The organism is Erwinia sp. Eh17-17 (assembly GCF_039675725.1).
Classification (GTDB): domain Bacteria; phylum Pseudomonadota; class Gammaproteobacteria; order Enterobacterales; family Enterobacteriaceae; genus Erwinia.
This window is the reverse complement of record NZ_JBDFQT010000009.1, coordinates 89,996-103,082: the sequence shown is the minus strand read 5'-3', so window position 1 is coordinate 103,082 and position 13,087 is coordinate 89,996. Positions and strand designations below refer to the sequence as shown.

The 13,087-nt window shown below is 57.7% G+C and carries 12 protein-coding genes; 8 read left to right on the top strand and 4 right to left on the bottom strand.

Annotation, left to right across the window (positions count from 1 at the left end):
* Window positions 1-32: 32 nt before the first annotated feature.
* Window positions 33-1,547, top strand: a complete 1,515-nt coding sequence (glpK, locus tag ABEH87_RS18985; protein ID WP_048914275.1) for a glycerol kinase GlpK — start codon at window positions 33-35, stop codon at window positions 1,545-1,547.
* A 98-nt stretch (window positions 1,548-1,645) separates the two neighbouring features.
* Window positions 1,646-2,656, top strand: a complete 1,011-nt coding sequence (glpX, locus tag ABEH87_RS18980) for a class II fructose-bisphosphatase (RefSeq protein WP_346578623.1) — start codon at window positions 1,646-1,648, stop codon at window positions 2,654-2,656.
* 87 nt (window positions 2,657-2,743) lie between these two features.
* Here the strand turns inward: glpX and emrD are convergent, their stop codons facing one another.
* On the bottom strand, window positions 2,744-3,922 hold the full coding sequence (gene emrD, locus ABEH87_RS18975; RefSeq protein ID WP_346578622.1) for a multidrug efflux MFS transporter EmrD: 1,179 nt from the start codon (window positions 3,920-3,922) through the stop codon (window positions 2,744-2,746).
* Between the two features lie 310 nt (window positions 3,923-4,232).
* Between emrD and fpr the strand changes: the two genes are divergently transcribed.
* Window positions 4,233-4,979, top strand: coding sequence for a ferredoxin--NADP(+) reductase (gene fpr, locus ABEH87_RS18970; protein ID WP_346578621.1), 747 nt, complete (start codon window positions 4,233-4,235; stop codon window positions 4,977-4,979).
* Here the strand turns inward: fpr and ABEH87_RS18965 are convergent.
* Window positions 4,970-5,413 carry a DUF805 domain-containing protein gene (locus ABEH87_RS18965; RefSeq protein WP_346578619.1) on the bottom strand — a complete coding sequence of 148 codons (444 nt, stop codon included), beginning with the start codon at window positions 5,411-5,413 and terminating at the stop codon, window positions 4,970-4,972. The two genes, fpr and ABEH87_RS18965, sit on opposite strands and share 10 nt — an antisense overlap.
* Before the next feature lie 91 nt (window positions 5,414-5,504).
* Here ABEH87_RS18965 and ABEH87_RS18960 point away from each other — a divergent pair, with 91 nt between their 5' ends.
* A complete protein-coding gene (locus tag ABEH87_RS18960; RefSeq protein ID WP_346578677.1) occupies window positions 5,505-6,098 on the top strand; it encodes a YiiQ family protein in 594 nt (197 codons plus the stop codon).
* A gap of 118 nt (window positions 6,099-6,216) precedes the next feature.
* Entirely contained in the window at window positions 6,217-6,984 is a 768-nt protein-coding gene (gene tpiA, locus ABEH87_RS18955) for a triose-phosphate isomerase (protein ID WP_346578618.1), read from the top strand.
* Window positions 6,985-7,014: 30 nt separating this feature from the next.
* Here tpiA and ABEH87_RS18950 read toward each other — a convergent pair whose 3' ends face one another.
* Window positions 7,015-8,448, bottom strand: a complete 1,434-nt coding sequence (locus ABEH87_RS18950; RefSeq protein WP_346578616.1) for a PLP-dependent aminotransferase family protein — start codon at window positions 8,446-8,448, stop codon at window positions 7,015-7,017.
* 58 nt (window positions 8,449-8,506) lie between these two features.
* On the opposite strand from ABEH87_RS18950, the gene ABEH87_RS18945 reads away from it, so the two are divergent.
* Together ABEH87_RS18945 and mqo are read left to right on the top strand one after the other, a co-directional pair.
* Window positions 8,507-8,962, top strand: a complete 456-nt coding sequence (locus ABEH87_RS18945) for a carboxymuconolactone decarboxylase family protein (protein ID WP_346578615.1) — start codon at window positions 8,507-8,509, stop codon at window positions 8,960-8,962.
* 287 nt (window positions 8,963-9,249) lie between these two features.
* Window positions 9,250-10,848, top strand: a complete 1,599-nt coding sequence (gene mqo / locus ABEH87_RS18940; protein ID WP_346578613.1) for a malate dehydrogenase (quinone) — start codon at window positions 9,250-9,252, stop codon at window positions 10,846-10,848.
* A gap of 40 nt (window positions 10,849-10,888) precedes the next feature.
* On the opposite strand, the gene ABEH87_RS18935 is transcribed toward mqo, so the two are convergent.
* On the bottom strand, window positions 10,889-11,476 hold the full coding sequence (locus ABEH87_RS18935) for a LysE family translocator (protein WP_346578612.1): 588 nt from the start codon (window positions 11,474-11,476) through the stop codon (window positions 10,889-10,891).
* A 137-nt stretch (window positions 11,477-11,613) separates the two neighbouring features.
* On the opposite strand from ABEH87_RS18935, the gene ABEH87_RS18930 reads away from it, so the two are divergent.
* Window positions 11,614-13,065: a PLP-dependent aminotransferase family protein gene (locus ABEH87_RS18930; RefSeq protein WP_346578610.1), complete on the top strand. Its 1,452-nt coding sequence runs from the start codon at window positions 11,614-11,616 to the stop codon at window positions 13,063-13,065.
* Window positions 13,066-13,087: the final 22 nt, after the last annotated feature.

Below are 13,087 nucleotides of genomic sequence, written 5' to 3'. Positions count from 1 at the left end.
CTGCTCACTGTTAACACCATCAGGAATTGATTATGACCGTAGAAAAAAAATATATCGTCGCACTCGACCAGGGAACCACCAGCTCCCGCGCCGTGATTCTGGATCATGACTCCAACATCGTTGCGGTGTCTCAGCGTGAGTTCCAGCAAATTTACCCGAAAGCGGGCTGGGTTGAGCACGACCCGATGGATATCTGGGCCTCGCAAAGCTCAACGCTGGTTGAAGTGCTGGCGCATGCAGATATTAACTCTGACGAGATTGCCGCTATTGGTATCACCAACCAGCGTGAAACCACTATTGTCTGGGAAAAAGAGACCGGCAAGCCGATCTATAATGCCATTGTCTGGCAGGATCCGCGCACCGCTGACTACTGTGCAAAACTGAAAAGAGAAGGCCTGGAAGAGTACATCCGCCACACCACCGGGCTGGTGATTAACCCGTACTTCTCCGGCACCAAAGTGAAGTGGATCCTCGACCACGTAGAAGGCTCGCGCGAGCGCGCACGCCGTGGTGAGCTGCTGTTCGGCACCGTCGACTCCTGGCTGGTGTGGAAAATGACGCAGGGACGGGTTCACATCACCGACTACACCAACGCCTCACGTACCATGATGTTCAACATTCACAAGCTGGAGTGGGATCAGCGCATGCTGGAAATCCTTGATATCCCGCGTGAAATGTTGCCTGAAGTGAAATCTTCTTCAGAGGTGTACGGCCAGACCAACATCGGTGGTAAAGGCGGTACGCGTATCCCTATCGCCGGTATTGCCGGTGACCAGCAGGCAGCGCTGTATGGCCAGCTGTGCGTCCAGCCGGGAATGGCGAAAAACACCTACGGCACCGGCTGCTTTATGCTGATGAACACCGGCACCGAGGCCGTGACCTCGACACACGGCCTGCTGACGACCATTGCCTGCGGCCCGCGTGGCGAAGTGAACTATGCGCTGGAAGGCGCCGTGTTCATCGGCGGTGCGTCGATTCAGTGGCTGCGTGATGAGATGAAGCTGATCAATGACTCTACCGACTCTGAATACTTCGCGACGAAAGTGAATGACACCAACGGCGTGTATATGGTGCCGGCATTCACCGGCCTGGGCGCGCCATACTGGGACCCGTATGCCCGTGGTGCTATCTTCGGCCTGACCCGTGGCGCTAACGCCAACCACATCATCCGCGCTACGCTGGAGTCAATTGCCTATCAGACTCGTGACGTGCTGGAAGCAATGCAGAACGATGCCAACACCCGCCTGCAATCGCTGCGTGTGGACGGTGGTGCCGTTGCCAACAACTTCCTGATGCAGTTCCAGTCTGACATTCTGGGTGCGCGCGTTGAGCGTCCTGAAGTACGTGAAGTCACCGCGCTGGGTTCCGCTTATCTGGCGGGTCTGGCAGTGGGCTTCTGGAAAGATCTGGACGAAGTTCGCGCTAAATCAGTGATTGAACGTGAATTCCGCCCAAGCATCGAAACCACCCAGCGTAACGTGCTGTACGCGGGCTGGAAGAAAGCGGTCGCCCGTGCGCAGGCATGGGAAGAGGCCGACGATAAGTAAGCCCTTCAACCCGTGGTCGCCTGACCACGGGTATCTCCCTTCCCCGATCGGCTCCCTGTGATAAACTTCCCGCCTGATTAGTTTCCTAAAGGCATGTCATGAAACGAGAACTGGCGATTGAATTTTCCCGCGTCACTGAAGCGGCGGCACTGGCTGGCTATAAATGGCTGGGGCGTGGCGATAAAAACGCCGCAGACGGCGCGGCCGTGCATGCGATGCGCATTATGCTCAACAAAGTGGATATCGACGGTCAGATCGTGATTGGCGAAGGGGAAATTGATGAAGCCCCGATGCTGTACATCGGCGAGAAAGTCGGCACAGGCAACGGTGATGCCGTTGATATTGCCGTTGATCCGATCGAAGGTACCCGCATGACGGCGCTTGGGCAGGCTAACGCCCTGGCCGTCATGGCGGTCGGAGATAAAGGAACTTTCCTGCACGCACCGGATATGTACATGGAGAAACTGGTGGTTGGTCCGGGGGCCAAAGGCGCCATTGACCTCAATCTGCCGCTGGAAGAGAACCTGATTCGTATTGCCGCAGCACTGAACAAACCTCTCAACGCGCTGACGGTCACGCTGCTGGCGAAGCCACGCCATGATGCCATCATCGCCAGCCTGCAACAGCTGGGCGTACGCGTATTTACCTTCCCGGACGGCGATGTGGCGGCCTCAATTCTGACCTGTATGCCAGACAGTGAAGTGGATGTCATGTACGGCATTGGCGGCGCGCCGGAAGGCGTGGTGTCGGCAGCGGTGATCCGCGCGCTCGATGGCGATATGCAGGCCCGCCTGCTGGCCCGTCACGACGTCAAAGGCGATACCCCGGAGAATCGTCGCCTGGGTGAAGAAGAGCTGGAGCGCTGTCGTACCATGGGGATTGCTGCGGGTCAGGTGCTGAAGCTGGAAGAGATGGCGCGCAACGACAACGTGATCTTCTCTGCCACCGGGATCACCAGCGGCGATCTGCTAAAAGGCATCACGCGTCAGGGCAATATGGCGACCACCGAAACGCTGCTGATCCGCGGCAAGTCGCGCACCATTCGTCGCATTCAGTCGATTCACTACCTCGATCTGAAAGACGAAAGCCTGCATCAGTATATTTTGTAAAACCCGGGTCGGGCATGCCCGCCCCCTACGAGATCCTGTAAGGGCGGACCTGTTTTTGCGGTCCGCCCTTGCCAATAATTTGCACAATTATACCGCGTGCGCCTGCGGGCGCTTCGACAGCGGCAGCCAGCACAGCAGGATCAGCAGCGCCGTCGCAAACATCAGCATGCCCAGGCTGAACTGCCCGGTCTGCGGCAGCAGAGCTGACAGCCAGGCGATCAGTCCGGAGCCGAGGTTCTGTAACCCCCCCACCAGCGCCCCGGCGGTGCCCGCCATATAAGGCCAGGGTTCCATTGCCCCCGTCGTTGCCAGCGGAAACAGCATCCCGGCACCGAAGAAGAACAGCGACGCAGGCACAATTAACGTCCACAGATTCATCACCCCCAGCCAGCCGGGGATCCACATCATCACTCCCGCCAGCAGGCAGCTGTTAACCGCATACCACATCACGCTGGTGAACGGTTTATCACTGCGCCCGGCAAACCAGGCACCGAAAAATGCCGCAGGCAGGGGCAGAATGAACAACACGCTGACGGCCAGGCTACTGTAGCCGAGTACGCCACCCATCAGCACGCCGCAGCTGGCCTCGAATACCGCAATCCCGGCCAGCGCGCCAATCAGTATCACCAGATAACGCACAAAGCTGCTGTCGCCCAGCAGTGGGCGGTAGCGGGAAAACAGCGGGCGCGTCTGCTGACCTGGCGGACGGGTTTCCGGCAGCCAGCGCAGCATCGCCGCGCTCACCATCAGGCACAGCAGCAGTAAAAAGGCGAAGCAGGCCTGCCAGCCAAACAGGTGGGTCAGCCCGGCCCCGATCAGCGGGGCGACCAGCGGGCTAATCAGGATGCCCATATTCAGCAGGCTGTTGGCATGGCGCAGCGCACTGCCGGAATAGAGGTCACGCGGCATGGTGCGAGCCATCACCCCGGCCACCCCGGTGCCCATCCCTTGTATAGCGGCTCCCAGCACCAGGCCGTTCAGACTGCTGGCCAGCAGCGCGGTCAGCGACCCGACAATAAACACCGCCATTCCCATCAGGATCACCGGGCGGCGACCAATGCTGTCCGACAGTGGACCATAGAACAGCTGCGAGGCACCGTAGGTCATCAGGTAGGCCGCCATCACCCGCTGTACCGCACCGTCTTTCACATGAAAGACGTCAGCGATGGTCGACATCGCCGGGACATAGATGGTCTGAGCCATCTGCCCGACCGCCAGTAAAGCAATCAGCATCACTAACAGATGCCCGTTTTCTAATTTTTTCATCGCTCAGCGTCAGTATAAATCAGGGAGAAAATCACTCAGTGAAGAGGATCTGCCGGACAGAACGGCATAATGGCGCTGAAAATATCAGAATTACGTAACAAAGCGAGGGGGCGGCACTAAATAGCGCACGTCCGGCTGTCAGCAAAAGCGATGGCAACTGTAAAACAAATTTTACGCTACGTTTAAATAGTGCGCATACTTTGTCGATATGAGCTTTCACCCGTGCCACTGGCTGGAAAAAAGCCCGATGGCTGGCGAAGATAGCCGCAGAGACGCCAATCAATGTCGCAAGCGAATAAAGGAGTTTTTTATGGCCGTATGGGTCAATGCCCGTGTTAAACAGATCACCCACTGGACTGATGCCCTGTTCAGTCTGACGGTGACAGCTCCTGTCGATCCGTTTACTGCCGGGCAGTATGCCAAGCTGGCATTAGAAATTGACGGAGAGCGCGTGGTGCGTGCCTATTCCTTTGTGAATGCACCCAGTAACGAAAATCTGGAATTCTACCTGGTGACCGTCCCGGAAGGAAAACTCAGCCCGCGTCTGCATGCCCTGAAGCCGGGTGATGACGTGATGATTACCCAGGATGCTCAGGGATTCTTTGTGCTGGATGAAGTGCCTGAGTGTGAAACCCTGTGGATGCTGGCAACCGGCACGGCCATTGGCCCTTATCTGTCGATTTTGCAGGAAGGAAAGGGACTGGAACGCTTCAACAATATCGTGCTGGTACATGCTGCACGCTACGCACAGGACCTGAGCTACCTGCCGCTGATGCAGGAATTACAGCAGCGTTATAGCGGGAAATTACAGATCCAGACGGTAGTCAGCCGCGAAGAGAGCCCTGGCTCACTCACCGGCAGGGTACCGGCGCTGATTGAAAGTGGCCAGCTGGAAGCCGCCACCGGGTTAACGATCGATGCGGAAAACAGTCATGTGATGCTGTGCGGCAATCCGCAGATGGTGCGTGACACCCAGCAGCTTTTAAAAGAGAGCCGCGGGATGCGTAAACATCTCAAGCGCAAACCCGGACACATGACCAGCGAGCATTACTGGTAATCAGGGGTACGGCGGCGCAGAAAAGCCACCGACTGCGTCGCTTTACCAAAGCGGTTGTCCCCGGCGGTGCCGGAAAAACCGCCCAGTTCGACGACCATGCTGACCATGATTAACGTCGGAATAAAACGCCCCACTACCCATTGCGCATCTCCGGGCAACATCGCCCAGTGGCCGGCCATCAGCATCCACGCCAGAATAAACAGCAGCGCCCACTGGCCGCCTTTGTTGCGGTCATGCAGGCGCTTCACCAGCACCGCGCTGGTGGGCCACAGCAGGGCGACTACGCAGAACGCCGCGGTCTGATTATCCAGCCAGCCATTGCCCGCTAAGGTGAACAGCAGCACCAGCATCAGCATCCAGGCTGCCTGCCAGATCCAGAAATCACGCCTTCCCAGGCGACCACGAAAAGAGAAACACCATTGCTGTAACGTCATTATTTTTTATCTCAGAGTCCAGGTGCCTTTGACTTTTCCGGTCATTGTCCGTTCTAATCTTGGGCTGAGTTTACTGGTTAGGGCCATTGACATGAAGAACGCGATTTGGGCAGGGATTGTACTGCTCGCCACAGTGACTGTCGCTGTAGTCCATGCGGCACCAGAGCCACAAGACCGATCTGAACATCTCCCCGCTGCGCCTTACCTGCAAGCTGGTGCCCCCACCTTTGATATGACTATCGGCCAGTTTCGCGAAAAGTATAATGCTGCCCACCCAACGTTACCGTTGAGTGAATATCGCGCCATTGACGGTCATGGTGATAAGAGCAATCTGACGCGTGCGGCCAGCAAGATCAACGAAAATATTTATTCGTCGACGGCGCTGGAACAGGGCACAGGAAAAATTAAAACATTACAGATCACCTGGCTACCGATACCTGGCCCAGAGCAGAAGGCTTCCCGCGATAAAGCCGTGGCGTATATGGCCGCGCTGATTCATTACTTTGAACCGATGCTCAGCGATGAACAGAGCCGGAAGCGGGCAGATGACCTGCTGGCCAAAGGAAAAGGCTCACGCTTTTACCAGCAAACTGAAGGGGCGTTACGTTATATCGTCGCTGATAACGGTGATAAAGGCTTAACATTTGCCGTCGAGCCGCTGAAACTGGCGTTAAGAATGCCCTGAGCCGACAGTCCTAAAGGATGACGAAAAGCAAAGCCTTTCCGGTGTTTGATCTCTATACTGTCTGGCAGACAATGCTGCCTGCTGGCAGCTTTAATACTCTCTAAGCGTGGAGGATACAATGCGACATCCATTAGTTATGGGTAACTGGAAACTGAACGGCAACAAGCACATGGTCAACGAGCTGATCGCCGGTCTGCGTACCGAGTTGAGCGGTGTTGATGGTTGTGGTGTGGCGATTGCCCCGCCAGTGATGTACCTGGATCAGGCAAAACATGCCATTTCCGGTAGCCATATCGCACTGGGTGCGCAGAACGTTGACGTTAACCTGTCCGGCGCGTTCACCGGTGAAGTGTCTGCCGACATGCTGAAAGACCTGGGAGCCCAGTACATTATCATCGGTCACTCTGAGCGTCGTACTTACCACGCTGAAAGCGACGAGCTGATCGCAAAAAAATTCGCCGTGCTGAAAGCTGCGGGTCTGATCCCGGTGCTGTGTATTGGTGAAACTGAAGCCGAAAACGAAGCGGGTAAAACCGAAGAAGTTTGCGCACGTCAGATCGATGCCGTACTGAATACGCAGGGCGCTGACGCTTTCAATGGCGTGGTCGTGGCCTATGAGCCAGTGTGGGCTATCGGCACCGGCAAGTCTGCCACCCCGGCTCAGGCTCAGGCGGTTCACAAATTTATTCGTGACCACATCGCTAAGAAAGACGCTGCGGTGGCCGCTCAGGTCATCATCCAGTACGGCGGTTCTGTCAATGATAAAAATGCGGCAGAGCTGTTTGCTCAGCCAGACATCGACGGTGCCCTGGTGGGCGGCGCATCACTGAAAGCTGACGCTTTCGCGGTGATCGTTAAAGCGGCTGCTGCTGCGAAAAAAGCCTGATGATGCCCCCTGCCCCTTACGGGGCAGGGTTTAACCCCATTCATCGACCAGCGCTTTCAGACGCTGCGCACTCTTCACAAATCCCCCAGACGGCATATTCGTCACGCTCAACACCAGCCCACAGCGACAGCGCTTTTCATCCTGATACCAAACCGACAGTGGCGTTGGCGCCATGCCATACGCCAGCGCTTTCTGCGCGATACGCGTATCCTGAGTGCCTGCCGGCAACACAATAATCACCGCCAGCGCCGCCCGCGATGCCTGCGGGAAAAAAGGGTGCAGCGCGGCCAGCATCGCCAGCAGACGTTCGCTATAAAGACGCTTCATACGGCGTAAGTGACGCATAAAGTGTCCTTCGTGCAGAAATTCAGCCACCGCGTTATGCAGCACAAAGGATGAGGCCGGTGCCAGCAGGGCCGCCGCCTCGCCAAAATGCGCCGCCTGAGCCGCTGGCACCACCAGATAGCCCAACCGCAGTGAGGGGCTGAGGTTTTTACTGAAAGTGCCAATATGCAGGACGCGCCCCCCGTCCAGCGCCGCCAGCGCCGGTGCCGCCCGCCCCTGAAGCTGTAGCTCGCCGAGATAGTCATCTTCAATAATCCAGCCTGCACGGCGCTCCGCCCAGGCCAGCAGCGCGGCCCGACGCTCCAGCGACAGCGTCATCCCCAGCGGGGCCTGCTGACCTGGCGTGACCAGTACGGCAGCGGCATCGGCCGCCAGGCGCATCCCCTCCTCCACGCACAACCCCTGCTCATCCACCGGGATGGCAACGGCTTCCACCCCGGCCATTTCCAGCGCCCTGCGCGCCAGCAGATAGCCTGGGTCCTCTGTCCACACGCGCTGACCACGCAGGCCCAGCGCCAGGCAGATTAGCCCCAGCGCCCCGGCATAGCCGTTGGTGATGATCACCTGAGATTCCTGGCAACGCATACCACGCGCCATCGACAGATAGCTGACAAGCTGCTGACGCAGTGCCCGGCTGCCTCGCGGGTCGGAATAGCCGATCGGTTTGCTGACCATTTCGCGCGCATGGCGCGTCAGAATGCGCGACCAGACTTTGGCGGGAAAGGCATCATCGGCCGGAACGCCCATCTGGAACGTCAGCGGCGGGCGGTCAAAAGCATGAACAATCGCTGCCAGCGGGGCGATCGCCGTCGCCTCCTGCCCGTCGTTCCGGGCCTGGGGCTGCGGGATGTCGCTGACCCAGGTGCCTGCGGCCCCCTTTGCCACCAGCAGCTGGCTGTCGACCAGCATATCGTAAGCCGCCCGCACCGTTCCCCGCGCCACGCCAAGCTGAGCGGCCAGATCCCGGCATGAAGGCACCCTGGAACCCGGTGACATGCGCCCTTCGCCGATCGCCTGCGCGAACTCCTCACGGATTTGGTCACTCAGGGACCGGCCCGAATGGCGCAGCAGCGTCATAGCGGGGACAGATGGACCATTAATTTTGTTATTTCCTGGCACTTTAAGCAGCCCATAAAACGGATGAAAATAGCGTCTGAACCCATCAAAGGACAAGACCATGAGCGAACGTATCGACTTCTACACCACGGTTCCGGCAGGCATGAAAGCCCTGGCCGGTGTCAGCAGTTATGTAACCCAGAGCGGCCTGCCACACGAGATTATCGAGTTAGTTTTTCTGCGCGTGTCACAAATTAATGGCTGTGCGTACTGTATCGATATGCACACCAAAGCGTTACACAAAGACGGCATGCCGTGGGATAAAATCGTGCTCACTCAGGTATGGCGTGAGGCCGGTCACTGGTTCTCGACGCGTGAGCAGGCCGCGCTGGCCTGGGCGGAGTCGCTGACGCTGATCGCACAGACCAATGCTCCGGACGAGGTTTTTGCTCAGGCGCAAGCGGAATTTAGCGACAGGGAGATCGCTGACCTGACAATCACCATCGGATTGATGAATGCCTACAACCGGCTGGCGATTGGTCTGCGCAAGCTCCCCGACAGCGCTCCGCGCGGCTAATAGCTGACGGTTCAACGAGTTACCCCCTGTTTAGCCAGGGGCTCCTGCCTGAGATCACGGGCCGTTAAACGGCTCGTATAAATGTTACTTATTTTATAAGACCTATCATTCTCATTTTTAATCTTTAAACACTTTTTTAATTACCCCGTAACAATGTTATATTTCTGACGCTTTTGCACAGCAATTAAACACATCCGGTTGGTGTGGTTTTTTGCCGTCAGCAATCCTTACCAGGGCAGAGCAGTCAGACGGGGTGCAGAAAACTCAACCCTGCCTCTCTACTTAACATGTTGATTTCCTTTATCACACGGAGATGTCGTCTCATGCGCAAAATGGCAGTAGAGAAGCACGTCGATGTATTACTGATCGGGGGTGGCGTGATGAGCGCCACACTCGGAACCTACCTGCAAGAGCTGGAGCCAGAATGGCGTATCGGCATGGTAGAGCGTCTGGATGGTGTGGCCGAAGAGAGCTCAAACGGCTGGAATAATGCCGGTACGGGCCATTCAGCCCTGATGGAGCTGAACTACACCCCGGAGAACGCTGACGGTTCTGTTGATATCAAGAAAGCGGTGGAGATCAACGAAGCGTTTCAGATTTCCCGTCGCTTCTGGGCGCACCAGGTACAGCGCAATGTGCTGCGCGACCCGCGCAGCTTCGTCACCAGCGTCTCACATATGAGCTTCGTCTGGGGTGAGGATAACGTCGCTTTCCTGAAGAAGCGTTTCACTGCCCTGCAGCAGAGCACCCTGTTCCGCGGCATGGAATTCTCAGAAGACCCGACGCAGATCAGAGAGTGGGTTCCCCTGGTGATGGAAGGTCGTGACAGCACGCAGAAAGTCGCGGCGACCCGTATTCCTACCGGCACCGATGTGAATTTCGGTGAAATCACGCGCCAGCTGGTGGCCTCCCTCGAAAAGAGCCCAAACTTTGAACGTCAGACCCGTCATGAAGTCCGTGCGATTAAACGCAACGACGACAATACCTGGAGCGTTACCGTATCCGACCTGAAAAACAATAACGAAAAAACCGTCATCAGGACGAAATACGTGTTTATCGGTGCCGGTGGCGCAGCGCTGACGCTGTTGCAGGAGTCCGGTATTCCGGAAGCGAAAAACTATGCCGGCTTCCCGGTCGGCGGTGAGTTCCTCGTCACCGACAACCCGGAAGTGGTACAGCGCCATCACGCGAAGGTCTACGGCAAAGCTTCGGTTGGCGCACCGCCGATGTCCGTTCCCCACCTGGATTCCCGTACGCTGGATGGTAAACAGGTGCTGCTGTTCGGGCCATTCGCCACGTTCTCCACCAAGTTCCTCAAGCAGGGTTCGCTGTGGGATATGTTCGGCTCCATTACGCCATCAAACCTGATGCCAATGGTGCGCGTCGGCCTCGACAACTTCGACCTGGTGAAGTATCTGGTCGGTCAGGTGATGTTGAATGAAGATGACCGTATGAATGCCGTACGCGAATATTTCCCGGAAGCGCAGAAAGCAGACTGGCGCCTGGTGAAAGCCGGTCAGCGCGTGCAGATCATCCAGAAAGATGCTGAAAAAGGCGGTGTACTCAAGCTGGGTACGGAAGTGGTCACCTCCGGAGATGGCACCATCTCTGCCCTGCTGGGCGCGTCTCCGGGAGCCTCCACTGCCGCGCCAATCATGCTGGACCTGATGAGCAAAGTGTTCAGAAAGCAGATGGTGTCGCCGGAATGGCAGAGTAAACTGAAGGCCATTATTCCGTTCTATGGCCAGAAACTGAATGGTAACGTTGCCGCAACCGAACGTGAGCTGGCCGAAACCAGCCGTATACTGCAGCTGGACTATGCGCCAATGAACCCGGCCGCCAATGACGAACCCGCCGTAGTGGTGGATTCCGTGGTCGGTAAATAAGCCCACCGGGCCGATCGCCCACCGCGATCGGCCCGGCGTTTTATGCCATCTGGACCGCTTCCACCACCATCCACAGCGTCGTTGCCAGCAGCGACAGCGCCATCAGGCTGTTAAACAGCTGGAGTTTCCAGGCGACCTGCAAATGTTTCCCCAGCCGATCGCCCATCACCGCCCAGATCAAAATGCACGGCAGGTTCAGCACCATAAAACCGAGCATTACCGTCAGAATATTGCTGTTCACCGTGTACATCAGCGCCACGTTGATCGCCATCAGCCACGCTTTCGGATTCACCGCCTGGAATAACACCCCGCCGATAAAGGTCATTGGCCGCGCTTTCTCACGCATCTGCGGCGCGCCGGAACGGTAAATTTTCCACGACAGCCACAGCAGATAGGCACAACCGACCAGCGTCAGCGGCAGGCGGATGGCGCCCATCCACTGCAGCAGAACCTCCAGCAGCGACCCCGCCAGTGCCGTTTGCAGCGCACAGCCAATCAGAATACCGCTCACCATCGGCAATGTGCGGCGGATGCCAAAGTTCACCCCTGAAGTAGCCAGTAGCATATTGTTCGGACCCGGAGTAATCGACATCACGGTAACGTAGCTGATAAAAGAGGGATCGAGCATGATTTCTGTCCTGCATTTCAAGTAAGAGACTCAGTGTAATCAGCCGCGCCCGATGGTAACAGATGCAGAAACGAGCTATTGTAATGAGCACAATATTACTAAAACCCTCACTGTACCCATTGCCGGAGGAGCACACTGTGTCCATCGTTGAACCCCAGACCACGCTCTACTCTCAGCTGGCTGACACGCTGGCAGACGCCATCCATCAGGGCACGTTTATGCCCGGCAGCCGCCTGCCCGCCATCCGCCGCTGTGCCAGCAGCCATCAGGTTAGCGTGAATACGGTACTCACCGCCTACGGCATCCTTGAGGATCGCGGGCTGATCGAGGCACGGCCTCAGTCGGGGTATTATGTGCGCGATACGCTCCCGTCGCTGACTCGTCCGACTTTCGAGCACGCCAGCGTGCGTTCTCCCAGCAGTGAAAAGCTCGATCTGATTGACGCCGTGTTCGCCGCTCAGAACCACAGTGATTACACCAATATCTCGCTGGCCTGCCCGCAGAGCGGTGATTTTTTCCCGACGGCAAAAATCAGCCGCATCATTGCCTCACTGCTGCGTCGTGAACCGGAGCTGATTGGCCGCTATGCGCTGCCGCCCGGCAGCCTGCGCCTGCGGCGGGAGATTGCCCGCCGCTCGATGGCGCTGGGCATCACGCTGAGCGCCGAAGATGTCACCCTGACGCACGGCTGCATGGAGGCGCTCCAGCTCGGCCTGCGCGCGGTCACCCGGCCGGGCGACTGCGTCGGCGTCGAGACGCCTACCTATTTTTACCTGTTCCCGCTGCTGGCCAGCCTGGGCCTGAAAGTGGTGGAGATCCCGACTGACCCGCAGTACGGGCTGTCGCTGGATGCGCTGGAGCTGCTGCTACAGGAAAAACGTCTTCAGGCCCTGATTGCTATGCCTAATGCGCAGAATCCGCTGGGCAGCAGCATGACCCTGGAGGGCAAAAAGCGCCTGGCGCGGCTGGTGAACCACTATCAGGTCCCGCTGCTGGAGGATGGGTTGTACGCCGAGCTACAGTTCAGCTGGCCGCTGACCCCGGCGGTGAAAGCCTTTGATGAAGGAGGCTGGGTGATGTTCTGCACCAGCTTCACCAAAACCGTCGCGCCCGACTTCCATCTTGGCTGGATAGCCGCCGGGCGCTTCAGCCAGCAGCTGGCGCGCCTGAAGGCCGTCTCTTCACTGGCGGAATCGCGCCTGCTGTCGGAAGCTCTGGGACATTTTCTGGAATCAGGTGGCTACGATCATCATCTGCGCTCGCTGCGCCGTCGCTATGCGACCCAGCTTGAGGAGGCGCGCGGAATTATTGCCCGCCACTTCCCGCAGGGAACGCGCGCCACCCGTCCCGCAGGCGGTTTCGTCTTCTGGGTGGAGCTGCCGGGCAACGTCGACAGCGTGGAACTGTTCCATCGTCTGCTGCAGGAAAAAATCTGCCTGACGCCAGGCGCGCTCTATACGTTATCCGAACGCTGCAACCACGCGCTGCGTCTCTCCTGCTGTTACCCGTTTGATGAACGTTACAAATGGGCGTTGCAGCGGACAGGGGCGCTGGCCTGCGAAATGAGTGGGATAGCGGCCGGAGGTTGACGTGTCTGGTTCAGAAGGAAGG

Bases quoted from the DNA above. Each gene is read 5' to 3' on its own strand.
- glpK (WP_048914275.1), top strand. From the start codon at position 33: ATGACCGTAGAAAAAAAATATATCGTCGCACTCGACCAGGGAACCACC.
- glpX (WP_346578623.1), top strand. From the start codon at position 1,646: ATGAAACGAGAACTGGCGATTGAATTTTCCCGCGTCACTGAAGCGGCG.
- emrD (WP_346578622.1), bottom strand. From the start codon at position 3,922: ATGAAAAAATTAGAAAACGGGCATCTGTTAGTGATGCTGATTGCTTTA.
- fpr (WP_346578621.1), top strand. From the start codon at position 4,233: ATGGCCGTATGGGTCAATGCCCGTGTTAAACAGATCACCCACTGGACT.
- ABEH87_RS18965 (WP_346578619.1), bottom strand. From the start codon at position 5,413: ATGACGTTACAGCAATGGTGTTTCTCTTTTCGTGGTCGCCTGGGAAGG.
- ABEH87_RS18960 (WP_346578677.1), top strand. From the start codon at position 5,505: ATGAAGAACGCGATTTGGGCAGGGATTGTACTGCTCGCCACAGTGACT.
- tpiA (WP_346578618.1), top strand. From the start codon at position 6,217: ATGCGACATCCATTAGTTATGGGTAACTGGAAACTGAACGGCAACAAG.
- ABEH87_RS18945 (WP_346578615.1), top strand. From the start codon at position 8,507: ATGAGCGAACGTATCGACTTCTACACCACGGTTCCGGCAGGCATGAAA.
- mqo (WP_346578613.1), top strand. From the start codon at position 9,250: ATGTTGATTTCCTTTATCACACGGAGATGTCGTCTCATGCGCAAAATG.
- ABEH87_RS18935 (WP_346578612.1), bottom strand. From the start codon at position 11,476: ATGCTCGATCCCTCTTTTATCAGCTACGTTACCGTGATGTCGATTACT.